Origin of the sequence: Streptomyces sp. NPDC006430 (assembly GCF_040612395.1) — a bacterium.
Taxonomy (GTDB): domain Bacteria; phylum Actinomycetota; class Actinomycetes; order Streptomycetales; family Streptomycetaceae; genus Streptomyces.
On sequence record NZ_JBEXQA010000016.1, the window covers coordinates 85,695 to 108,603 of the forward strand.

The window sequence follows — 22,909 nt, forward strand, 5'->3', positions numbered from 1 at the left end:
CAACTCATGCCTCTCACCCCCGAGGAGCCTCAGATTCACGAGAGTGCCCAGGGTCCCCGCGTCACGCCGGCCGCCAGCCGCACCGCGCAGACCCCCCGTCCCGTACCTGGTCCGCGTCCCGCCGCCGTTCCGCGGCCCGGGCGCCCCGGTCCCGTTCGGCCCGCACCGCCCGCCCAGCGCGCGCCGCAGGCCACCCCGGGAACCGTTCCCGCGGCTTCCACCGCACCGTCCGTCTCCGCGGCGGTGCCGCAGATCCAGCTGATCCCGGCCTCCGTCGAGGGCGCGCTGGACGCGGCCGAAGAGGCCGTGGACCTGCTGCTCGACACCGGGCGCGCGCCCGGTGACATCCTGGTGCTCACCACCGGCGACCCGCACCCGTGGGCCGCGCACGAGCTGTCCTTCGGCGAGGCCGCGTACTGGGCCCTACACGACGCCGGGGACGACGTCTTCTACGCGGACGCGGCGCAGGCCAAGCGTGCTGCGGGCCGTCCCGTCGTGGTCTTCGCGGCCAACGGCGGAGGGGCCGGGGCAATGGCTGCCGCTCTGCCGGACGCGCTCACACGGGCCGGTGCGCTGCTCATCGTGTGCGGCGACGTGCAGCAGATCAACTCCGTGCTGGGTGCGGGCGTCTGACGCCCCGTACCCCGGCACGGGCAAGGGGCGGGGCTGGCCGGGAGCCGGCCCCGCTGAAGCCCGTGGCCTGACCCGCCGTACCCCCGTTCCGGGTTGTACGGCTGCGAGGGCCCCCTGCGCGCGGTGACGCTGAGCGCGCGGCGACGCGCGTCCGTCCGTGTGCACGGTGCCGCGGGGGCTGGCCGACGGACCTCAGCGCGCGGCGGTACGGCGCAGGACCTCGGTCGCGCCGCCGCCGGTGCGCAGGGCCACCGGAGGGAACTCGCCCACCACGTCGCCGAGACGCTCGGGCCGGGAGTCCGAGCTGGGCCGCCGGCCGCCCCGGCCTTCGCCCAGTACCTGCCAGCCGCCGCGGGTCAGGGTGATGTACGCGCCGCAGCGCAGCCCGTGGAGCGTGCACGCATCCCGGAGCCCCCACATCCAAGCGCCGTCCTCCTCGGTCCACCGCTCGTCGCCCTCGCGGCAGTACAGCAGCACCGCCGTCCGCACCGGGGTGCGGCGCCGCAGGTCGTGCGGCATGACCCGGCGCAATCCGGCCAGCAGGGCGTTGCGGTACTCCCAGCCGTCGGCCGAGGCGGACCGGTGGATGAAGGAGGCGCTCGCGACGAGTTCTTCCTCTGGGCCGAGGACGGCGATCACCGCCATGGAGGGCACCGGACTGTGCCGGGAGTGCAGTCCGCTGACCACCTCGCGCGGATTGCGGAGCAAGGGGACACCCGCCGCCGTCCACTGGGCGGGTTCCAGCAGTCTGCCGTGCCGGCTGGCGCCGCCGGTTGCCGTCGTCAGTGACGTGGTCGAGGACGGGGCGAATCCGAAGGTCACGGTCCTCCCTTCGGGTACACGCCCGCGGACGGGCACAGCTGGAGTGTGGGCACGGCACGGCGCGGCCCAGGAGAGCGCCGTCGAGCCGAGCGGGAGCAGTCCAATTCTCGCGTGGCCCGAGAGCATGCGGCAACGAGCAATTGCCGCCGCCGACCGGAATTCGCCGGTATGCCGTTCATATCCTTGCCCCGCCACGCCGAAGATGACGCATTCGGCTACGGCTGAAGCGCCAGCACCAGCGGAAACACACCCTTCGCACCTGCCCGCCGCAGAAGCCGAGCGGCCACTGCGAGGGTCCAGCCGCTTTCCGCGCGGTCATCCACGAGGAGTACGGGACCCGCTGCCTCCGCCAGACTCGCCGCCAGCGCCGGGGGCACGGTCAAGGCCTGGTGGAGTGCGCGCACCCGCTGGGCGCTGTTGGAGGAGGGCAGGCCGAACTGCGGGGCCTGATCCGTGTAAGCGATCGCCCCGAGCAGTGGCATCCGCCCGACCTCCGCGATCCGCGATGCCAGTGAACCGACCAGCTGAGGCCGGCTGCGGGAAGGGAGGGAGACTACGCCCACCGGCCGCGCGGGCGCGTCCACGGCTCCGGACGCCCAACCGCCCGGACCCCGCGCCCAGTCGGCGAGCACCGCGACCACGGCCTGCGTCACATCGTCAGGAAGCGGCTGGTCCGGAGCGTGCTCCGCGAGCATCGGCCGCAGTCGATTGCCCCAGCCGATGTCGGACAGTCGGCCCAGCGCGCGGCCGGTGGCCGCCTGTTCCCCGGCAGGAATACGGCCCTTGAGGTCCACGCCGACGGCGGCGAGCCCGGTCGGCCACATCTTGCGCGGCTCCAGTTCCACGCCGGGGCGGCCGAGTTCTCCGCGGGCCGTGTCGAGCGCGGTGGTGGAGACGTCAGCCGTGAACCGGGCGCCGGCGCAGTTGTCACAGCGGCCGCAGGGTGCGGCCTCCTCGTCGTCCAACTGGCGGCGCAGGAACTCCATCCGGCACTCCGTCGTCATCGCGTAGTCCCGCATCGCCTGCTGCTCGGCGGCGCGTTGGCGGGCCACCCAGGCGTACCGCTCGGCGTCGTAGACCCATGGCTCGCCCGTCGAGGTCCAGCCGCCCTTGACCCGGTGTACCGCTCCGTCCACGTCGAGGACCTTGAGCATCGTCTCCAGCCGGGTGCGACGCAGGTCGACCAGTGGCTCCATGGCCGGCAACGACAGCGGTCGGCCCGCCTGGGCCAGGACTTCGAGGGTGCGACGGACCTGCTGCTCCGGAGGGAAGGCCACTGAGGCGAAGTACTGCCAGATCGCCTCGTCCTCCCGGCCGGGTAGCAGTAGCACCTCGGCGTGCTCCACGCCGCGGCCGGCGCGGCCGACCTGTTGGTAGTAGGCGATGGGGGAGGACGGCGAGCCCAGGTGCACCACGAAGCCCAGGTCGGGCTTGTCGAAGCCCATGCCCAGCGCCGAGGTCGCCACCAGGGCCTTCACCCGGTTGGCCTGGAGATCGTCCTCGGCCTGCTGACGGTCGGCGTTCTCCGTCTTGCCGGTGTACGAGGAGACCGTGTGTCCGCGATGGCGCAGGTACGCGGTGACCTCCTCGGCGGCGGCGACCGTGAGCGTGTAGATGATGCCGGAGCCCGGGAGTTCGCCGAGGTGGTCGGCGAGCCAGGCCAGCCGGTGCGCCGCGTCGGGCAGGGTCAGCACCGCGAGGCTCAGGCTCTCGCGGTCCAGCGGGCCGCGCAGCACCAACGCGTCGGTGCCGGCGCCGGTGCCCAACTGCTCGGCGACGTCGGCGGTCACGCGGGCGTTGGCCGTGGCGGTCGTGGCCAGTACGGGGACGCCGGGCGGCAGATCGGCCAGCATCGTGCGCAGCCGGCGGTAGTCGGGGCGGAAGTCGTGTCCCCAGTCCGAGATGCAGTGTGCCTCGTCGACGACGAGCAGGCCGGTCGCGGCGGACAGCTTGGGCAGCACCTGGTCGCGGAAGTCCGGGTTGTTGAGCCGCTCCGGGCTCACGAGCAACACGTCGACCTCGCCCGCCGCCACCTCGGCCTGGATCCCCTCCCACTCCTCTGGGTTGGCGGAGTTGATGGTGCGGGCGTGGATCCCGGCGCGGGCGGCGGCCTCGACCTGATTGCGCATCAGCGCGAGGAGCGGGGAGACGATCACGGTGGGACCGGCGCCCCGCGCCCGCAACAGGGAGGTGGCGACGAAGTACACGGCGGATTTGCCCCAGCCCGTGCGCTGCACCACCAGCGCCCGCCGCTTGTGCGCGACGAGGGCCTCGATCGCGAGCCACTGGTCCTCGCGCAGTCGGGCGGTGCCCGTGGGATCGCCCACGAGTCGGGCCAGTACGGAGTCGGCCGAGGACCTCAGGTCTGCGTTCATGCCCCCATGCAACCCGATAGCTCTGACATTGCGCCAATGGGGCTCTCGCCCTGTGGATATTGAACAGTCAACAGTTATCCACAGGGGTTTTCGGATTCGAGGGGGTGCGGGACCGTCGGGTCATGACGAGCAACCACGACTCACGCACCCCGTCCGACCGGCCCTCCATCAGCCCCTCCGGATCCGCTGCGGTCCCCCGGATCACCCTGCGCAGCCCGGCCGAACTGGCCGACGCGCTGCCCTACATGCTCGGCTTCCATCCGACCGACTCCCTGGTCATGGTCGCCGTGCACGGCGAGGGCGGGCGCTTCGGCGGCCGGCTCCGCGTCGGCATTCCCACCGCTCCCGCGGAATGGGAGGACACCGCCCGGCAGGCCGCCGAGTGCCTGGTCCGGGGCAGCGAGCGGCGCAGCGGCAAGCCCGACGGCATCGTCGTCTTCCTGTGTCAGGATCCGAGCGCCGGCGAAAGCGGTCAGCGGGTGATGACCCGGCTGCGGCCCCTGGCCCAGCGGATCCGGCTGGCCTGCGGCGTGCTCGACGTGCCCGTACTGGAGGCGCTGTGCCTCTCCGACGGCCGGTACTGGTCCTACTGTTGCCCCGACGAGCGGTGCTGCCCGGCCGAGGGCGGCCTGCTCGCCGCGACGGGCACCTCGGTGATGGCGGCGACCGCCACCTTCGCCGGGCTGCAGGTCAGGGGCTCCCTCCGGGAGATCGAGAACCGGCTGGCGCCGCTGCGCGGTGGTGCGGCGGTGGAGATGGAACGTGCCCTGGACCTGGCGGCCGCCGCGCTCGTGCCCAAGATCCTCGACGGGGCCACCCGGCAGGAGGTCGGCACGGAGACGGTCGCGTTGGCCCGCGCCCTGATGCGGCGGCTCACCCTCGCGCCACCCGTCGAGGGTGGCCCCGGCGCCGACGACTGGGACGATGCGCTGCTCGGCGACGACGAGGCCGCCACCCTGATCCTCGGCCTCCAGGACCGAGAGGTCCGGGACATCGCGGCCGAATGGATGGAGGGCGAGGAGGCTGCTCCGGCCCTGCGCCTGTGGCGGGCTCTGGCCCGGCGTTGCGTCGGGGCCTACGGCGAGCACGCGGCGCCCCCGCTCACCCTGGCCGGCTGGGTCTCGTGGTCCACCGGGGACGAGCCGACCGCCCGGATCGTCCTCGGGCTGGCGCTCCGGGCTGATGCCGAGTACCGCTTCGCCCAACTGCTGCACCACGCCTGCAACGAAGGCATCGACCCTGAAGGGCTGCGGGCCTGCCTGCGGGAGGAGCGTCGGCGCCGGGAGCCCCGCCGCAAGCGCGTGGCGGCCACCACCCGCCCGCCGGGTCGCCGGGATCAGAAGGCCCGCCGCGGGACCCGCCGCACCGCGGGGAGCGACCAGTGAGCCGGGACCGGGGCCGCAACCGGGTGCATTCCGTACGGCGCATCCGCGGTGCCGTGGTCACCGCCCTGCGGCGGCGGGTGCGTCACCGGCACGGCCTACGGCGGGCTCAGCCGCCGCCGCGGCCCGTGACCCTGACGGGGGTGGGGGCGTTCAGCTGGAGGGTGGCGGGGGCCCGGCCACGCCGCCGCCCAGCGAATCCGGCCGGAGCGCAGACAGCCCAGACAAGGCGACCCATGGCTCACCCCGTACCTCCCGCCCGCCGGCCCGAGCTGCCGCCCGTGCACGGCGCCCTCATCTGCGTCGCCGCGCCCTGCCTGGTCATCTCTCCCGAGCACGGCCAGCTGACCGGGCGGGGGATCGACGGGATCTACCGCTCCGGACGGCGGCTGCTCTCCCGCTGCGTGCTGCGGGTCGGAGGCCGGGACCCGGTCGCCGTCCAGGGACGCAGCCTCGGCTCCGATCGGGCCGCCTTCACCGCGACGGTCCGCACCGGAGCGGAAGCGGGCCCCGACCCCGACATCGGAGTGGAGCGGGTCCGGCACGCGGACGGCACCGAGCGGATCACCCTGCGCAGTTACACGTCCCGACCGGTGCGCCTTCCCGTGGAGGTCTCGCTCGGCACCGACCTGGCCGAGCTCGCCGCGGTGGCCGCCGGCCGGGCCGGTCCCGAGCTGCCTGCCGGGGTGCACGCGGCCGGGCTGCGCTGGAGCAGCGGGGAGGCGCAGGCCGTCACCGCGGCCGAGCCGCCCCCGGACGATGTGCTCGCCTCCGCGGGGCTGCTGCGCTGGCAGCTCGAACTGGGGCCAGGCGAGTCCCGCACCATCGAACTGCGGACCAGGCAGGAGCGCACCGCGCGGGCTCCTGCCGGACGGGTGGCCAACCCGCTGGCCGCCGCCCGGGCCGAGGGGGACGACGCGCGGGTCGAAGCATGGTTCCGCACCAGCATCGAGGACCTCGGTGCGCTGTTGATGCGGGATCGCGGGGATCCGGCCGATGCCTTCGTCGCGGCCGGGGTGCCCTGGCGGCTCGGACTGGCCCCGGCGGAGTCCCTGTGGGCCGCCCGGATGGCGCTGCCGCTCGGGACCGGGCTCGCGGGGGCCACACTGCGCACCTTGGCCCGGACCCAGACCGGTGGCCGCGGGCCCGAGGCCGGGAAGATCCCGGGGCAGCTGCGCGCGGCAGGCCCGCAGCTGCCGCCCGGATGCACGGGCATCGAGGCGACGCTCGCCTTCCCCGCGGTACTTGCCGAGGCCCGGCTCTGGGGGATGCCCGAAGAGGAGGTGGCCCGGCTCCTCCCGGCGGCCGAGCGGTGCCTCGACTGGTTGCGCAGCGCCCTGGGACAGGATGGTTTCCTCGCCGACCCGGACCGCGGGCCGCGACGATGCGAAACCCAGGCCCACGCCCACCGGGCCGCGCTGCTCGGGGCCGATCTCCTCTGCGGGTGCGGGCGGCCCGGCGCCGAGGAGTGGCGGGAATGGGCAGCCGCACTGCGCAGACGCTTCCAGGACGGGTTCTGGGTGGACGGCCCGGACGGCGGACGGCCCGCGGCGGCCCTACACCCCGACGGGCGCCCGCTACCCCGGCTGACGGGAGCCGCCGCCCATCTTCTGGACACCGGCCTGCTCGGCGGCGCCCGGCTGGCCCCGGGTCTGCTGGACCGCACCCGCACCGAACAACTCGCCCGGCTGCTCAGGGCCCCCGCCATGGATTCCGGCTGGGGACTGCGGGGCATGGCCGCCAGGGAACCGGGGCACAACCCCTTCGGCCACCGCTCGGGCGCGGTGCGGCCGTACGAGAGCGCCGTGGCGGTGGTCGGGCTGGCCCGGGCCGGCTTCGAGAAGGAGGCCGCCGGACTGCTACGGGGTCTGCTGGACGCGGCGGAGAGCTTCGGGTACCGGCTGCCCGAGATGTACGCCGCCGAGCAGCGCACCGCGGGCAGTGCGCCGCTCCCGCACCCGGCAGCCTGTCGCCCCGCGGCGGTGGCCGCGGCCGCCGGGGTCCACGCGCTGACGGCCCTCGCCGGAATCCGCCCCGACGCTCCTGCGGGCACGGTCGCCCTCGTCCCGCTGACCGGCGCTCCGCTCGGCGCCCTGCGGCTCTCGGACCTCCGGGTCGCGGGGAAACCGTTCGCGGTCCGGATCAGCCGGCTCGGCCTCGGCATGGTGGAGGAGGCCGCCGATGCGCTCCAACTCGGCGGGTAGCCTGGCGATTGCCGCCTTCGGGATCACCAAAGCTCTGTTTATCGTCAGGCAGACGACTATGATCGCGGCATGCCTCCCTACGACCCGTCGGCCTTTCCGCCCTTCGCTGTCACCGTCGACCTGGTCGTGCTCACCGTGCGGCGCCACGCGCTCTGTGCGTTGGTCGTCCGGCGGGGTGAGCAGCCGTTCCAGGGACGCTGGGCCCTACCCGGCGGTTTCGTACGCGCAGACGAGGATCTGGGTGCGGCTGCGGCCCGGGAACTCTCCGAGGAAACCGGCCTGTGCGCCCACGATCCGGCACAGCCGGGTACGGGCAACGGGGCACATCTCGAACAACTGGCCACGTACGGGGATCCGAAGCGGGACCCGCGGATGCGCGTCGTCAGCGTGGCGCATCTGGTGCTGGCTCCGGACCTGCCCGCACCTCGCGCGGGCGGCGACGCCAACAGTGCGCGCTGGGCCCCCGTCGACGAGCTGCTGGCGGTCGAGGGCCAGGCGGCCCCCGGGCTCGCGTTCGACCACGCCCGCATCCTCGCCGACGGCGTGGAGCGGGCCCGGTCCAAGATCGAATACTCCTCCCTGGCCACTGCGTTCTGCCCGCCCGAGTTCACGGTCGGCGAGCTGCGCCGGGTGTACGAGGCCGTGTGGGGGGTGGCCCTCGACCCCCGCAACTTCCACCGCAAGGTCACCGGGACCCCCGGGTTCCTGGTGCCGGCCGGGGGGACGACGACCCGTCAGGGAGGCCGACCCGCCCAGCTGTTCCGGGCCGGCGGGGCGACCCTGCTCAATCCGCCGATGCTGCGGCCGGAAGTCTGAAGCCCGGGCCCCCCGGCAGTCGCTCCAGCAGTTCGCACGGCCACGAGCCCAGTCGCTCGTACGGCCGTCAGCGTGGTCATCCGCGATGCCGTCCGGATCGGGAGCCGCGCTGCCGTCGACACGGAGACCACCGCGCGCCGGTTGCGCAGAAAATCTGACATATCGCGTTATCTTTCCGGTGGTACTCATGCTGCCGCAGAGCGGTCTCACCCCCCGCGAGAGAAGCGATGCTCCAGGCCATCGGACTCACCAGCACACCCCGTCGTCGAGACCTCCCGCCCCTCGTGGACGACCTCACCTTCGAGGCCCGCCCGGGGCATGTGACCGCCCTCCTGGGCGAACCGGGATCGGGCAAGACCACCGCCCTGCGGCTGATGCTCGAACTCGAACCGGGTCGTGGCGTCACCTACTTCCGCGGCCGTCCGCTGCACCGGATCGCCCATCCAGGCCGTGAGGTCGGAGTACTGCTCGGGGGCGTCCCCGGCAACCCGTCGCGGACCGTCCGCAACCAACTGCGGATGCTGTGCGCCGCCGTCGGGGTGCCGGCTTCCCGAGCCGACACCATGTTGGAGGTCGTCGGCATCGCGGGTCTGCGCGACCAGCGGCTCGGATCCCTCTCGCTCGGCATGGACCGCCGGTTGGGGCTGGCCGCTGCCCTGCTCGCCGATCCGTGCACGCTGCTCCTCGACGAGCCCGCCGCCGGTCTCTCGCCCCGCGAACGCGGCTGGCTGTACGAGCTGCTGCGCGGTCACGCTTCCCGCGGCGGCGCGGTTCTGTTCACCACCGCCGACGCGAAGGAGGCCGCCCGCACCGCGGACCGGGTCGTCACCATCGAGGCGGGCCGCCTCGTGGCCGATCAGGACGTCACAGAGTTCGCCCGCACCCGGTTGCGGCCCCGGGTCGCCGTGCGCACCCCGCACGCCGCTCGTCTGGCCGACGTGCTCGGCCGCGAGGCCCGGGCCGCCCAGCGGGCGGTGGAGATCGTCGCGGAGAGCGGCAGCCGCCTGTCGGTGTACGGCACCAGCTGCGCCGAGGTCGGCGAGGCGGCGTTCCGGCACGGCGTGCTGGTCCACCAGCTCGCCGACGAGACCGGGGACGCGGGCGCGCTGCGCCCGCCCGCTGCGCCGCTCCCGCAGGCGCGCACCGAACCGGGGCCGGATCCCCGGAGCCCTGTCGCCCCGGCCGGAGCGGGGTCCCCGTCCGCCCCCGGTGCCAGCCGGGCGGCTGCTGACGGGGGGCGGCCGGTTTCGACGGTGCGCCGGGTGGGCGGTCCGCTACGGCCCCTGCGCTACGAGCTGCGCCGGGTCTTCGGTACGGCCGTGCCTGCCGTCACCGCAGCCCTCGTCGTGGCAGTCTCCGTCGTCACCGCCCTGGTCCTGGCCCGGGCCGGCGGCACCCCGCAGAACAGGTTGCTCGCCGCCTGGCCCGAACTGCTGCCCCTGCCTCCGGCCGCCCTGGGCGCGGGACTGCTCGGCGCCCTGGCCTTCGGTGAGGAGTACCGCTACCCGGCGCTCGCCGCCGACCGCGGCACCGTGCCGCGCCGGATGGGCCTGCTCGCCGCCAAACTTGCCGTCTGTGCCGGCCTTGCCCTGGTGTTCGGCGCACTCGCGGTCACCGCCGACGCCGCCGCCCTGAAGCTCGTCTTCGACCGCGGCCCGCTGCGCACACCCGTGGAATGGATCTCCCCGGCCGTGAGTTGGGCAGGACTGCTCGTGGGCTGCGCCTGGGCCGGCGTGCTGGCCTCCGGTATCTTCCGGTCCGCGACCGCGGGCCTGGCCGCGGTGCTCGCCGTACCGGTGATGGTCGTTCCACTCGTACGCAAGGTGCTGGACGGTCCCTCCGCGTACCCGGCGAGCGGACTGGCGGCCCGATTGCGCGGTCTGGCCTGGGCCCAGTGGCCCCCGGAGGCGGACCGTCTGGTCCTCGGCGCCCTACGGGTGATGGCCCAACCCGTCGGTACCGCACTGGTGTTGTCGCTGATGGTCCTGTTGTGCGCCTATGGGTTCACAGGACTGCGCAGTCGCACCCGTTGGTAAGGGATCGTTGGTGATCGTTCCAGTGCTGGACAAGGTCTCAACCGGATCGATGTGGTCCGCATCAGGTGAACCAGACCACAACTCCACACAAAGAGCCCGGTTCCTTACGATAAGTCGTCAATTGCGTGGGTGGCACCGATCACCCTTTCGTGTGCTTTTCACCAAAGACCTCAAGGCTCTTGGAAGCACGGCCGACAAAGGATTCGTGAGTACCCTTGCGCACACCATGATGACCGCCGCCCGCCATGCCGACTCCGGCCTCGCCGGCCCGGGCGAACTCGACCGCTACCCCTACGCGGAAACCTCCGGGTCCGACCGCACCGGAGCGCCCCACTGGGACGGCGCCGACGTCGAGTTGGGCCGTGTCGGCCGCCGAGCGGCAGGCAGCCGCGGCCGCGGACTGCACGGCCAACTCGTCCAGCAGCTCGGCCAGATGATCGTCTCCGGCGATCTGGGCGCAGACCGCCCGCTGGTCCCCGAGGAGATCGGCCAGCGCTTCGAGGTCTCCCGCACGGTGGTCCGCGAATCGCTGCGCGTGCTGGAGGCCAAGGGCCTCGTCAGCGCGCGCCCCAACGTCGGCACCCGGGTCCGGCCGGTCGCCGACTGGAACCTGCTCGACCCCGACATCATCGAGTGGCGTGCGTTCGGCCCCCAGCGGGACGACCAGCGCCGCGAGCTGAACGAGCTCCGCTGGACCATCGAGCCGCTCGCCGCCCGCCTCGCCGCCGGCCACGGTCGCCCCGACATCCAGCAGCGCCTCGCCGACATGGTCGAGATCATGGGCCACGCCCTCGGACAGGGCGACTCGATCACCTTCGCGCGCGCCGACAACGAGTTCCACTCGCTCCTGATCCAGGTCGCGGGCAACCGCATGCTGGAGCACCTCTCGGGCATCGTCTCCGCCGCCCTCCAGGTCTCCGGCAGCCCCGTCATCGCCTGCGAACGCCCCAGCGAGGCGTGCGTCGCACACCACGGGCGGATCGTCGAAGCGCTCGCCGCCGGCGACGCGACGGGCGCCGAGAGCGCCATGCGGCAGCTGTTGATGGTGCATCCGGAGGTCGAGCGCGTGGTGCCCGCCCCGCGCGAGCACTGAAGCGTGGACGGACGGGGGCGCGGGGTACTCGCACGTGTCGCCGGGTCCTGGGGTACCCCCGGACGGAGTCCGGGGGAGGACCCGGCGACACCAGCGTGACCAGGGCTTTTGGGGGCGGGTCCGCCCACCCCGGCGCCGGCGGGGGCCGACCCCGCAAGAGAGCGTATGGGGTGCGTCCGGCCCGTGCGCACGACCCCGTGAGCGGCACCGGTTGGACCCGGGTGTGACTCGGGCCACGAAGATTGGGCGTAACACTCCGCGAGGTCAAGCGATGACCTAGAGAGGTGATGGCCGACGGAGGGAAGACAGCAGCCCTTGCGGGTGCTGTGCAGCTCCCCGGCCCCTGCCCGCGCCCCCGGCCCATCCCCAGTCGGTGGTCGTCGGCTCCGGTCCAGCACCACCCGGCCGGGGTCGGAAGCCGTTTCCATCGTTTCCGAGAGGTTGTTCGTGTCGGCCAGCACATCCCGTACGCTCCCGCCGGAGATCGCCGAATCCGAGTCTGTGATGGCGCTCATCGAGCGGGGCAAGGCCGAGGGGCAGATCGCCGGCGATGACGTGCGTCGGGCCTTCGAGGCTGACCAGATTCCTGCGACCCAGTGGAAGAATGTTCTGCGCAGCCTCAACCAGATCCTCGAGGAAGAGGGTGTGACGCTGATGGTCAGTGCCGCGGAGTCGCCCAAGCGCACCACCCGCAAGAGCGTCGCAGCGAAGACCCCGGTCAAGCGGACGGCCACCAAGACCGTCGCGGCGAAGACGACGGTTGCGCAGACCGTCGCCGCCGCGGCACCTGCGGCCGACACGGTGGACCCGGAGCCCGTGGACGCTCTCGTGGAGGAGCCCGGAACCGAGGCCCCCGCGAAGAAGACGGCGGCCAAGAAGACGGCGGCCAAGAAGGCCGCACCCGCCAAGAAGACCGCGGCCAAGAAGACGGCCGCGAAGAAGACCGCCTCCAAGAAGGACGCGGACGAGGCCGGGGAGGACGAGTCCCTCGAAGAGGGCCCGGGCGTGGTGAAGGCGGAGGCCGAGGAGGAAGAGGACGGCGGCGAGAGCAAGGGCTTCGTCATCTCCGACGACGAGGACGACGCCCCGGCCCAGCAGGTCGCCGTGGCCGGCGCCACCGCCGACCCCGTCAAGGACTACCTCAAGCAGATCGGCAAGGTCCCCCTCCTCAACGCCGAGCAGGAGGTCGAACTCGCCAAGCGCATCGAGGCGGGCCTGTTCGCCGAGGACAAGCTGGCCAACTCCGACAAGCTGGCCCCCAAGCTCAAGCGCGAGCTGGAGATCATCGCCGAGGACGGCCGCCGCGCCAAGAACCACCTGCTGGAGGCCAACCTCCGTCTCGTGGTCTCACTGGCCAAGCGCTACACCGGCCGCGGCATGCTCTTCCTGGACCTGATCCAGGAGGGCAACCTGGGCCTGATCCGTGCGGTCGAGAAGTTCGACTACACCAAGGGCTACAAGTTCTCCACCTACGCGACCTGGTGGATCCGGCAGGCGATCACCCGTGCCATGGCCGACCAGGCACGCACCATCCGCATCCCGGTGCACATGGTCGAGGTCATCAACAAGCTCGCCCGGGTGCAGCGCCAGATGCTCCAGGACCTGGGCCGCGAGCCCACTCCGGAGGAGCTGGCCAAGGAACTCGACATGACCCCGGAGAAGGTCATCGAGGTCCAGAAGTACGGGCGCGAGCCGATCTCCCTGCACACGCCGCTCGGCGAGGACGGCGACAGCGAGTTCGGCGACCTCATCGAGGACTCCGAGGCGGTCGTGCCGGCCGACGCGGTGAGCTTCACGCTCCTGCAAGAACAGCTCCACTCGGTCCTCGACACGCTGAGTGAGCGCGAGGCCGGCGTGGTCTCGATGCGCTTCGGCCTCACCGACGGGCAGCCGAAGACCCTCGACGAGATCGGCAAGGTCTACGGCGTCACGCGCGAGCGGATCCGTCAGATCGAGTCCAAGACCATGTCGAAGCTGCGCCACCCGTCGCGCTCCCAGGTCCTGCGCGACTACCTGGACTGACCGGGCCGGGAACGTACGGCGGTGGCCGCGAGAGGGTGCGCACGGCCACCGGGCGTCCCACTCTGGGTGTAGTCATGCACGCTCAGAGTCAGGAGGCCTCATGCGTCGTCCCTTTTCCCGTGCTCTGGCGGGCGCGCTGACCCTGGTGGCGGGGGCGGCCACGGCGCCGCTGGCCCAGGCGCCGCTGGCAGCCGCGGACAGCGTGGTGATCGGCGGGAAGCCGGTGAAGGCGGCCGACAGCCCCTGGGTGGTGGCGCTCGCCAGCCGTGACCGGTTCGGAGGTACGCGGGGCGGTCAGTTCTGCGGGGGTGTCATCGTGGGCCCGACCAAGGTGCTGACCGCGGCCCACTGCCTGGGCAGCCAGGTGCTGGGGGGCCCGCTGGAGTCCGTTCCCGACTTCCGAGTGATCATCGGGCGTACGGAGCTGCAGGCGGACGACGGCCGGGAGATCGCGGTCCGCTCGGCCCAGGTGAACCCCGCGTACGACGCACGGAGCAACGCCGGGGACCTCGCCGTGCTGGAACTGGACGAGGCGGTTCCCGCGCACTACGTGCTCCCCATGGCCGGGGAGGGGCATCCCGGCTACGCGGCGGGCGGCGTAGCCGCGGTCTACGGGTGGGGCGATACCAGTGGGTTCGGCGACTACGCGTACGCGCTGCGTGCCGCGCGGGTCACGGTGTTGGAGGACGAGGTCTGCCGGCGCGCCTACCCGGGAGACGCGGACGGACAGTACCGATCCGATTCCATGGTGTGCGCGGGGCATCGGGACGGCGGCAAGGACGCCTGTCAGGGGGACAGCGGCGGGCCGCTGGTCGCCCAGGGCCGGCTCATCGGACTGGTGTCCTGGGGGCGTGGATGCGGGCGCTCCGACAGCCCGGGGGTGTACACGAAGATCGCGCCACTCACGGGCTTCGTGACGGCCCCGGAGACGACCGCGCGGCGAAGCGTCGGCCAGGACGTCACGGAGGGTGCCCTGGGAGGCTCCAGGGTGGCTACACGGCCCGTACGGGGGCGTGTGACGGGAGGGACTGGCGGCAGCCTCAGGAGCCCCGCACCGGCACGGGAGCCGCTAGTGCCGTGAGCAGGTGCTCGGGACCCGGGCCCCTGCTCGACCCCGGATGCGGCGGAGGCCCTGGGCCCGCGAGGGCGCCGGGGCTCCGGACATGAGGACGGGCGGTACCCCTGGGTCGCAGAGGTGCCGCCCGTCGACCGGCCTGGCCGGTCCTGGCTCGTCGGATGCGAGGTGTAGGCCTGTGTCAGCGGTCCTCGGTGTCGGCACTGGCCGTCGGAGCGGACGTGAGCCGCTCGGTCTCATCCTGTATATCCGCGGCGATCTTCTTGAGTTCCGGCTCGAACTTACGCCCGTGGTGGGCGCAGAACAGGAGTTCACCGCCGCTCAGCAGGACGACGCGCAGATATGCCTGGGCGCCGCAACGGTCGCATCGGTCAGCGGCCGTCAGCGGGGTCGCGGGTGTCAGAACAGTAGTCACGTCGCCTCTTCTCTAGCTCGACGAGCTGTCGTACCAGGGTCAACATCCAACCAGGCCGAAAACGTTCCCGCTCGCGGCTTTTCCTCGAAACTTCCTTCCGAAGCTGGCCGGCTGTTGCCGGTTGGCGGCGAAGGAGCCGTATTGCGTTGCTTTACGGTTTCGCGTTGTCAGTCGTTAGCTTGTCGCAGTTCCGTCCTCCCCGGCGTGAGTGCCGGCTGTGCATGAGGACGTGCCCGAACCCTAAATGGTTCATGCCTGGAAGGGAACGTGATGTTTGCTTCACTCCCCCGGGGGATCGAACATCCGTGCGGACCTGCACTAGGCTGATGAAGCGCGAGGGTGGCGTTGCATCGGCTCTACCAGGCCTCGGTACCCTTCGAGCGGCAACCGAGCCACCCTGCGCCCGACGGGCCAGAAAAAGAAATTCAGCGAGGAGCGAACTGCGTGACCGCCGACACGTCCGTGCCTTCCAGCGCGCTGCTGTCCGGAGCAGACCGGGACGGCTCCAACTACACCGCGCGGCACCTGCTCGTCCTCGAAGGCCTCGAGGCCGTCCGCAAGCGCCCCGGCATGTATATCGGGTCCACCGACTCCCGGGGCCTCATGCACTGCCTCTGGGAGATCATCGACAACGCCGTTGACGAGGCCCTGGGTGGCTACTGTGACCACATCGAGGTGATCCTCCACGAGGACGCCTCGGTCGAGGTCCGGGACAACGGGCGCGGCATCCCCGTCGACGTCGAGCCCAAGACCGGGCTGTCCGGCGTCGAGGTCGTCATGACCAAGCTCCACGCCGGTGGCAAGTTCGGAGGCGGCTCGTACGCGGCCTCCGGCGGCCTGCACGGCGTCGGCGCCTCCGTGGTCAACGCCCTCTCCGCCCGCCTGGACGTCGAGGTCGACCGGAACAGTTCCACGCATGCGATCAGCTTCCGCCGCGGCGTCCCGGGCATGTTCACGGAGCAGGGCCCCGACAGCCCGTTCGACCCCGCCAACGGCCTGCGCAAGATCAAGCGGGTCGCCAAGGGCAAGACCGGCACCCGGGTCCGCTACTGGGCCGACCGGCAGATCTTCCTCAAGGACGCCCGGCTCTCCCTGGAGACGCTCTACCAGCGCGCCCGCCAGACCGCCTTCCTCGTGCCCGGCCTGACCCTGGTCGTCCGCGACGAGCGGGGCATCGACGGGGCGGGCAAGACCGAGGAGACCTTCCGCTTCGACGGGGGCATCAGCGAGTTCTGCGACTACCTTGCCCAGGACAAGGCCGTCTGCGACGTCCTGCGCCTGACCGGCCAGGGCACCTTCAAGGAGACCGTCCCCGTCCTCGACGAGCGCGGCCACATGACCCCCACCGAGGTCACCCGCGAGCTCGGTGTCGACATCGCCCTGCGCTGGGGCACCGGGTACGAGACCACGGTCAAGTCCTTCGTCAACATCATCGCCACCCCCAAGGGCGGCACCCACATCACCGGCTTCGAGCGCTCGGTCACCAAGACGGTGAACGAGGTGCTGCGCTCGGCGAAGCTGCTGCGGGTCGCCGAGGACGACGTCGTCAAGGACGACGCGATGGAGGGACTGACGGCGGTCGTCACCGTCCGGCTGGCCGAGCCGCAGTTCGAGGGGCAGACGAAGGAGGTGCTCGGCACCTCGGCAGCCGCCCGGATCGTCGCTGCCGTGGTCACCAAGGAGCTCAAGGCCTTCCTGACCAGCACCAAGCGCGACGACAAGCAGCAGGCCCGCGCCGTGATGGAGAAGATCGTCGCGGCGGCCCGGACCCGCATCGCCGCCCGCCAGCACAAGGAGGCGCAGCGCCGCAAGACCGCGCTGGAGACCTCCTCGCTGCCCGCGAAGCTGGCCGACTGCCGCAGCGACGACGTGGAGCGCAGCGAGCTCTTCATCGTCGAGGGGGACTCCGCCCTCGGTACCGCCAAGCTCGCGCGGAACTCGGAGTTCCAGGCACTCCTGCCGATCCGCGGCAAGATTCTGAACGTTCAGAAGTCGTCCGTCTCCGACATGCTCAAGAACGCCGAGTGCGGCGCGATCATCCAGGTCATAGGAGCCGGCTCGGGCCGTACCTTCGACATCGACGCCGCCCGGTACGGGAAGATCGTCCTGCTCGTCGACGCCGATGTGGACGGCGCGCACATCCGCTGCCTGCTGCTGACGCTCTTCCAGCGGTACATGCGACCGATGGTCGAGGCGGGCCGGGTATTCGCCGCGGTGCCGCCGCTGCACCGGATCGAACTCGTCCAGCCCAAGAAGGGCCAGGACAAGTACGTCTACACCTATTCGGACAACGAACTCCGTCAGACGCTGCTCGAATTCCAGCGCAAGAACATTCGCTACAAGGACTCCATCCAGCGCTACAAGGGTCTCGGCGAGATGGATGCGGACCAGCTGGCGGAGACCACCATGGATCCCCGCTTCCGTACGCTGCGCCGCATCAACATCGGCGACCTGGACTCGGCCGAGCAGATCTTCGACCTGCTGATGGGCAACGAGGTGGCGCCCCGCAAGGAGTTCATCACGAGCTCCGCGGCGACCCTGGACCGTTCGCGCATCGACGCCTGACCCGGCTCACCGGCTCACCGGTGCTCTTCGCTCCATCACCTTTTGGAGTGAAGAGCACCGGGACACCAGTCCGGTAAGCGTCCATACCGCACATCCTTGTGGGCACGCGGCCAATGCGGCTGCGGACAAGGAGAGTTCGGTGGACAAGCACGAAGGTCCCGATGCCGGAACGATCCGGTTCGACGACCCCTGGTACGACGCGCTCGCCGTCGGCTGGGGGGAGGACGAGGGCGAGGACCCGGCGCCCCCACGCCCGGCCGCCGACGGCCGAGCCGAGCCCGTGGCGTCCGACATCTACCTCGAAGTGCAGCGCAGCGCCGCCTTCCAGGAGGTACGCAGCCGCTACCGCGGATTCGTCGTCCCCGCCACCGCCGGATTCTTCATCTGGTACGTCGCCTACGTGATCGCCGCCACCGCAGCACCCGGCTTCATGGCCCGGCCGGTCGTCGGGGCGGTCAACGTGGCCCTTCTGGCGGGCCTCGGTCAGTTCCTCAGCACCTTCCTGCTGACGTGGGCGTACGCTCGGCACGCGCGGCTGCGTAGGGACCGTGCCGCGCTGGACCTGCGCTGGACGATCTTCGAGCAGGAGCGCGGCCAGGAGCGGATGCGGACCAGGGGGGCCGGCCGGTGACCACCGAGCACCAGACCCTCGCGCTGGTCCTGTTCAGCCTCTTCATCGCGGTCACCCTGGGCATCACCACCTGGGTCAGCCGCAACCGGCGAGGCTCGGCCGAGGAGTTCTACGCGGGCGGCCGACTGTTCTCCCCGATGGAAAACGGTTTCGCCATCGCCGGTGACTACATGTCCGCCGCCTCCTTCCTCGGCATCTCAGGCCTGATCGCACTCTTCGGGTACGACGGGCTGCTGTACTCGGTGGGCTTCCTCGTCGCCTGGCTCGTCGTGCTGTTCCTCGTCGCCGAACTGGTCCGCAACTGCGGGCGCTTCACCCTCGCCGACGTGGTCGCAGCCCGGATGAGCGAGCGGCCGGTCCGGATCGCCGCCGGCATCTCCTCGGTCACCGTGTCGGTGCTGTACCTCGTGGCACAGATGGTCGGCGCCGGCAGTCTCGTGGGCCTGCTGCTCGGGGACTCGGGGACCGCGGCCCGGAGGTTGACCGTCATCGGCGTCGGGGCGCTGATGGTGGTCTACGTGTCCTTCGGCGGGATGCGGGCCACCACCTGGATCCAGATCGTAAAGGCCGTGCTGCTCATGGGCGGGGCCGTCACCCTCACCGTGCTCGTACTGCTACGCGTCCACGGGAACTTCGACCAGTTGCTCACCAGCGCCGCCGAGCGCAGCGGGCACGGGAGGCAGTTCCTGAGCCCGGGGCTCAAGTACGGCGCCGACTGGACCGCCCGGTTCGACTTCATGAGCCTCGCCCTCGCGCTGGTGCTCGGGACGGCCGGTCTGCCGCACATCCTGTCGCGCTTCTACACGGTGCCGACCGCGCGCGCGGCCCGCCGGTCGGTGGTGTGGGCGATCGCGCTGATCGGCGGCTTCTACCTGATGACCATCGTGCTCGGTTTCGGGGCCGCCGCGCTGGTGGGCCCTGACGAGGTGCGGGCCTCCAACGCCTCGGGGAACACGGCGGTTCCGCTGCTCGCGGCCTTCCTGGGCGGCGGGGTCGGCTCGGCCGGAGGCGCCGTGCTGTTCTCCTTCGTGGCGGCGATCGCCTTCGCCACGATCCTGGCCGTGGTCGCCGGGATCACGCTGGCGTCCTCGGCCTCGGTCGCTCACGATCTGTACGCCTCGCTCAAGCGCCGCCACGCACGCCAGCGAAGTGAGGTGGCGGTGGCGAGGGTCGCGGCCGTCGGCATCGGGGCGGCGGCGATCGCCCTGGGGCTGCTCGCCGAGGACCTCAACGTCGCGTTCCTGGTGGGTCTGGCCTTCGCGGTGGCGGCCTCGGCCAATCTCCCGGTGCTTCTCTATTCGCTGTTCTGGAGCGGCTTCACCACACGGGGCGCGGTCTGGTCGGTCTACGGCGGGCTGATCCCCGCGGTGGTGCTGGTCCTCCTCTCGCCGGTGGTCTCAGGTAGCCCGGACTCCCTCTTCCCGGGCGTGAGCTTCCAGTTCTTCCCCTTGCAGAACCCGGGCCTGATCTCGATCCCGCTGGGCTTCCTGGCGGGCTGGATGGGGACGGTCACCTCGAAGGAGGAGCCGGATGCGGCGAAGCACGCGGAGACGGAGGTCCGCTCCTTGACCGGAGCCGGGGCCGTCTGACCGTGCTCCCGTTCCGGTTGGTGCTGTGGCCGGGCGGCGCGGGTCGGTGAACCCTTCCGGTCACAGCACTACGCGGCGTCGGACGGGAGCCAGGAGTAGCGGTGTTCCGGGCGGCCCGTTTCGCCGTAGCGGAGGGACAGGGTGACGCGGGCGGTGCGTTCCAGAAGCTTCAGATAGCGCTGGGCGGTCTGCCTGCTGATGCCGCCGCGGTCGGCGATCTGCTGGGTGGAGAGGGGGCCTTCGGCCGAGCGCAGGACCTGTCGGACCAGTTCCGCGGTGGTGGGGGAGTGCCCCTTGGGCAGCTCGTTGGGGGCGCCGGCCGCGGCGAGAGCGCCGAAGATGCGGTCCACCTCGGCCTGTTCGGCCTCGCCACCCGTCTCCAGGGCGCGACGTAGGGAGCCGTAAGCCTCCAACCGGGTGCGCAGGCCCGCGAAGGTGAACGGTTTGACCAGGTACTGGAGGGCCCCGAGGCGCATGGCGGCCTGGACCGTGGCCAGGTCGCGCGCGGCCGTCACCATGATCACATCGGTGCGGTGGCCGAGCTGGCGCAGTCGGCGTACCAGGCCCAGGCCATTCTCGTCCGGGAGGTAGTGGTCGAGGAGAATCAGGTCCACGGGGTGGGCGTCGATGTACGACAGGGCCTCCGCCGCCGAATGGGCCTGGGCGCAGACGTGGAATCCGGGAACCTTCGCCACGTACGCCGCGTTGATCAGGGCAACACGCATGTCGTCGTCGACGACCAATACGTGAATCGGGGTCTCGTTCATCGCAGGGCCTCCGGGAGTACGACGGAGAACTCCGCCCCTCCGTCCGCTGCTTCGCCGGCCCGGGCCGTGCCACCCTGTCGCTCCGCGAGGCGGCGGACGAGCGCGAGACCCAGACCGCGTTCGCGGTGGGCCTTGGGCTGCTTCGTCGACCAGCCCTCGGTGAAGATCTCCTCGCGGCGGCCGGCCGGGACGCCGGGGCCGCTGTCCCGCACCCGGAGGATGGCCGTACGGCCTTCGGAGCGCAATTCGACCTCCACCAGGGGCGTGGTGGAGCCCGCGGCGGCGTCCAGGGCGTTGTCCACCAGGTTGCCCGTGATCGTGACGAGGCCGCCCGGGTCGACCAGGCGGTCGGGCAGGAAAGTGGTGTCGGCCAGGCGCAGCGGGACCCCGCGCTCGGCCGCGACGGTTGCCTTGCCCACCAGGAGGGCGGCCAGCAGAGGGTCCTGGACCTTCTCGGTGACCTGTTCGGCGGTGCTGCGGTGCACACCGACGACCTCGGTGACGAATTCCACTGCCTCCTCGTGCAGGCCCAGCTCCAGCAGGCCGAGGAGGGTGTGGAGCCGGTTGGCGTGCTCGTGGTCCTGCGCGCGCAGTGCGTCGATCAGGCCCTTGGTGGAGTCCAGCTCGCGACCGAGGTGCTCCAGCTCGGTGCGGTCGCGCAGGGTGGCTACGGCGCCGCCGTCCTCCGTCGGCATCCGGTTCGCGACCAGCACCCGGGAACCCTGGACGGCGAGCAGGTCGCAGCCGGTGACCCGGCCGGTGAGGACGTCGGTGGTGCGGCCCGCGCCCAGCACCTCGTTCAGGGGACGCCCCGCGAGGGTTTCGACGGAATGTGCAGCGAGCCCCAGCAACCGGGCCGCCTCGTCGTTGACCAGTCGGACCCGGCCGTCGCGGTCGAGGGCGATCACGCCCTCGCGGATGGAGTGCAGCATCGCCTCGCGCTCGGCGAGAAGGCCGGCGATATCGGAGAAGGCCAGGTCATGGGTCTGCCGCTGGATCCGGCGGGACAGCAGGTAGGCGGCGAGCGCACCCGCTGCCAGGGCGGCGCCCGCATAGGCGAGGAGGCCCGGGATGGCGCCGAGCAGCCGGTCACGGACGCTGTCGTAGGCGATGCCCACGGAGACGGCGCCGACGATTTCGCCGTCGGCTGCGACGAGCGGGACCTTGCCGCGCGCGGAGCGGCCGAGGGTGCCCTCGTCGATCTCCATCACTTCGCGGCCCGCGAGGACATCGCTCGGATCCGTGGAGACGGGTAGCCCGATCCGGTCGGCGTTGGGGTGCGAGCGCCTGATTCCGTTCAGGTCCATCACGACCACGTACTCCGCACCCGTGGCCCGGCGGATCCGCTCGGCCGAAGCCTGCACGGGGCTGTCCACCCCCGGGCCGCCGCCCGATGCATCGGTGTCCAGGAGATCGGCTGCCAGCGACGGGTCGGCCGCCGCGCTCTGGGCGATGGCCAAGGCGCGGCGCATGGCCTGGTCGTCGAGCTGCGCCCCGAGCGGCGCCAGGAAGAGGCCGGTGGCCAGCACGGCGACCCCGGCGGCGATGGCCAGCTGGGTGAGCAGGATCTGAGAGACGGCCCGTCTGGGCAGCCCGAGGCGCCGAGCGCTCATGAGGTGGAACCGCATGACCAGCAACCGTAGGTCGGCTTCGGCCCAAGCGGAATGTCTCCAACGCAATACCTCCGCCGAGCCGGTCGCACACCAGGTCGGATCGGCCCGCCCCGGGCAACGTCACCACGGACGGCGACCCCTGCCGGCTCCGCCATCGTGCGTACGTCCACGGACCGGGCCGGCGGCCGAGCGCCTCCGGTGGAACACCGCCGCACCGCCCGGTGGGGAGGCGGGGCGCCCCGAGCCGTCCCGGGAAGCCCCGCCCCGGTCACTTCCGTGCCAGGTTCCACGTCTCGCTGCTCGTGAAGTAGGTGTCGTAGAGCTCTTGGACGTCCAGGAGGGACTCCGGCGGAACCTTCCCGTAGGCGATGCGCTCCAGGTGGCGGAAGTACTCGAAGCGCTCGACGCCCGGTGTGATGACGATCAGGATGTCCGCGTTCTCCCCGGGCGCCGCAGCGAAGGCGTGATCGAGGCCGGGCGGCACGACGACGAGGTCGCCGCGCCCTGCTGTCACCACTTGCTCGCCCGACAGCAACTGGGCGGTGCCGTCGAGCAGGTAGAACAGCTCGGCCGAACGGGAGTGGTGGTGGGGAGCGGCGCCGTTCGCACCGTCAAGCAGGGTCACCCGCTGGGTGGACAGCGCGCCGCCGGTGGAACTGCTGTCGGCGAGCAGGCGCAGGGTGACCGGGCCGGCACCGACAGTCTCGGCATCGGCCGCACGCACGATCACGGAGTCGTCGAAGGAAGGAATGATCAAGGACACGTCTTCATCTCCCGGGCTCGGTTGCGGGGAAGAAGGATTTCAGGCGGAGGCGAACTCGCAAACGCCCCGGGCAAACAACTGACGCCGGGCGCTCACAGCAGCAGGACG

At 71.8% G+C, this 22,909-nt stretch carries 17 protein-coding genes; 11 read left to right on the forward strand and 6 right to left on the reverse strand.

Going from position 1 to position 22,909, the window contains the following annotated elements:
• The first annotated feature begins 6 nt into the window (after positions 1-6).
• Positions 7-633 carry a hypothetical protein gene (locus ABZZ20_RS22680; RefSeq protein ID WP_356872264.1) on the forward strand — a complete coding sequence of 209 codons (627 nt, stop codon included), beginning with the start codon at positions 7-9 and terminating at the stop codon, positions 631-633.
• A gap of 192 nt (positions 634-825) precedes the next feature.
• Here ABZZ20_RS22680 and ABZZ20_RS22685 read toward each other — a convergent pair whose 3' ends face one another.
• Both ABZZ20_RS22685 and ABZZ20_RS22690 read right to left on the reverse strand, forming a co-directional pair.
• On the reverse strand, positions 826-1,455 hold the full coding sequence (locus tag ABZZ20_RS22685; protein ID WP_356872266.1) for a hypothetical protein: 630 nt from the start codon (positions 1,453-1,455) through the stop codon (positions 826-828).
• A gap of 215 nt (positions 1,456-1,670) precedes the next feature.
• Positions 1,671-3,830, reverse strand: a complete 2,160-nt coding sequence (locus ABZZ20_RS22690) for a RecQ family ATP-dependent DNA helicase (protein WP_356872268.1) — start codon at positions 3,828-3,830, stop codon at positions 1,671-1,673.
• Between the two features lie 122 nt (positions 3,831-3,952).
• Here ABZZ20_RS22690 and ABZZ20_RS22695 point away from each other — a divergent pair, with 122 nt between their 5' ends.
• The 7 genes from ABZZ20_RS22695 (at position 3,953) to ABZZ20_RS22725 (ending at position 14,464) form a co-directional block, all read left to right on the forward strand.
• Positions 3,953-5,215, forward strand: a complete 1,263-nt coding sequence (locus ABZZ20_RS22695; RefSeq protein ID WP_356872270.1) for a DUF4192 domain-containing protein — start codon at positions 3,953-3,955, stop codon at positions 5,213-5,215.
• A 233-nt stretch (positions 5,216-5,448) separates the two neighbouring features.
• Positions 5,449-7,416: a glycogen debranching N-terminal domain-containing protein gene (locus tag ABZZ20_RS22700; protein WP_356872272.1), complete on the forward strand. Its 1,968-nt coding sequence runs from the start codon at positions 5,449-5,451 to the stop codon at positions 7,414-7,416.
• 69 nt (positions 7,417-7,485) lie between these two features.
• Positions 7,486-8,232, forward strand: a complete 747-nt coding sequence (locus ABZZ20_RS22705; protein WP_356872274.1) for an NUDIX domain-containing protein — start codon at positions 7,486-7,488, stop codon at positions 8,230-8,232.
• 227 nt (positions 8,233-8,459) lie between these two features.
• A complete protein-coding gene (locus ABZZ20_RS22710; RefSeq protein ID WP_356872276.1) occupies positions 8,460-10,268 on the forward strand; it encodes an ATP-binding cassette domain-containing protein in 1,809 nt (602 codons plus the stop codon).
• 205 nt (positions 10,269-10,473) lie between these two features.
• A complete protein-coding gene (locus tag ABZZ20_RS22715) occupies positions 10,474-11,361 on the forward strand; it encodes a FadR/GntR family transcriptional regulator (RefSeq protein WP_356872278.1) in 888 nt (295 codons plus the stop codon).
• Positions 11,362-11,802: 441 nt separating this feature from the next.
• The gene (locus ABZZ20_RS22720; protein ID WP_356872280.1) at positions 11,803-13,383 is read left to right on the forward strand and encodes an RNA polymerase sigma factor; all 1,581 of its coding nucleotides are present in this window, start codon (positions 11,803-11,805) and stop codon (positions 13,381-13,383) included.
• A gap of 100 nt (positions 13,384-13,483) precedes the next feature.
• Positions 13,484-14,464 (forward strand): serine protease, encoded by a 981-nt coding sequence (locus ABZZ20_RS22725; RefSeq protein ID WP_356872282.1) that lies wholly within the window; start codon positions 13,484-13,486, stop codon positions 14,462-14,464.
• 175 nt (positions 14,465-14,639) lie between these two features.
• Here the strand turns inward: ABZZ20_RS22725 and ABZZ20_RS22730 are convergent, their stop codons facing one another.
• Positions 14,640-14,873: a hypothetical protein gene (locus ABZZ20_RS22730; protein WP_356872284.1), complete on the reverse strand. Its 234-nt coding sequence runs from the start codon at positions 14,871-14,873 to the stop codon at positions 14,640-14,642.
• Positions 14,874-15,317: 444 nt separating this feature from the next.
• Here ABZZ20_RS22730 and ABZZ20_RS22735 point away from each other — a divergent pair, with 444 nt between their 5' ends.
• The 3 genes from ABZZ20_RS22735 to ABZZ20_RS22745 all read left to right on the forward strand — a co-directional run bounded on the left by ABZZ20_RS22735 (position 15,318) and on the right by ABZZ20_RS22745 (position 19,658).
• A complete protein-coding gene (locus ABZZ20_RS22735) occupies positions 15,318-17,438 on the forward strand; it encodes a DNA topoisomerase IV subunit B (RefSeq protein WP_356872286.1) in 2,121 nt (706 codons plus the stop codon).
• A gap of 139 nt (positions 17,439-17,577) precedes the next feature.
• Positions 17,578-18,069: a DUF485 domain-containing protein gene (locus ABZZ20_RS22740; RefSeq protein ID WP_356872288.1), complete on the forward strand. Its 492-nt coding sequence runs from the start codon at positions 17,578-17,580 to the stop codon at positions 18,067-18,069.
• Entirely contained in the window at positions 18,066-19,658 is a 1,593-nt protein-coding gene (locus ABZZ20_RS22745) for a cation acetate symporter (protein WP_356872290.1), read from the forward strand. The genes ABZZ20_RS22740 and ABZZ20_RS22745 overlap by 4 nt, the downstream gene beginning before the upstream one ends.
• A gap of 68 nt (positions 19,659-19,726) precedes the next feature.
• Here ABZZ20_RS22745 and ABZZ20_RS22750 read toward each other — a convergent pair whose 3' ends face one another.
• The 3 genes from ABZZ20_RS22750 to ABZZ20_RS22760 form a co-directional block, all read right to left on the reverse strand.
• Positions 19,727-20,425 (reverse strand): response regulator, encoded by a 699-nt coding sequence (locus ABZZ20_RS22750; RefSeq protein ID WP_356872292.1) that lies wholly within the window; start codon positions 20,423-20,425, stop codon positions 19,727-19,729.
• Positions 20,422-22,053 carry a sensor histidine kinase gene (locus ABZZ20_RS22755; protein ID WP_356872294.1) on the reverse strand — a complete coding sequence of 544 codons (1,632 nt, stop codon included), beginning with the start codon at positions 22,051-22,053 and terminating at the stop codon, positions 20,422-20,424. Before ABZZ20_RS22755 ends, ABZZ20_RS22750 begins: the two co-directional genes overlap by 4 nt.
• Positions 22,054-22,306: 253 nt before the next feature.
• Positions 22,307-22,801, reverse strand: a complete 495-nt coding sequence (locus ABZZ20_RS22760) for a cupin domain-containing protein (protein WP_356872296.1) — start codon at positions 22,799-22,801, stop codon at positions 22,307-22,309.
• Between the last annotated feature and the right edge of the window lie 108 nt (positions 22,802-22,909).

Coding starts and splice junctions, on each gene's coding strand:
- ABZZ20_RS22690 (WP_356872268.1), bottom strand. CDS start 3,830: ATGAACGCAGACCTGAGGTCCTCGGCCGACTCCGTACTGGCCCGACTC.
- ABZZ20_RS22705 (WP_356872274.1), top strand. CDS start 7,486: ATGCCTCCCTACGACCCGTCGGCCTTTCCGCCCTTCGCTGTCACCGTC.
- ABZZ20_RS22695 (WP_356872270.1), top strand. CDS start 3,953: ATGACGAGCAACCACGACTCACGCACCCCGTCCGACCGGCCCTCCATC.
- ABZZ20_RS22700 (WP_356872272.1), top strand. CDS start 5,449: ATGGCTCACCCCGTACCTCCCGCCCGCCGGCCCGAGCTGCCGCCCGTG.
- ABZZ20_RS22680 (WP_356872264.1), top strand. CDS start 7: ATGCCTCTCACCCCCGAGGAGCCTCAGATTCACGAGAGTGCCCAGGGT.
- ABZZ20_RS22755 (WP_356872294.1), bottom strand. CDS start 22,053: ATGCGGTTCCACCTCATGAGCGCTCGGCGCCTCGGGCTGCCCAGACGG.
- ABZZ20_RS22725 (WP_356872282.1), top strand. CDS start 13,484: ATGCGTCGTCCCTTTTCCCGTGCTCTGGCGGGCGCGCTGACCCTGGTG.
- ABZZ20_RS22710 (WP_356872276.1), top strand. CDS start 8,460: ATGCTCCAGGCCATCGGACTCACCAGCACACCCCGTCGTCGAGACCTC.
- ABZZ20_RS22750 (WP_356872292.1), bottom strand. CDS start 20,425: ATGAACGAGACCCCGATTCACGTATTGGTCGTCGACGACGACATGCGT.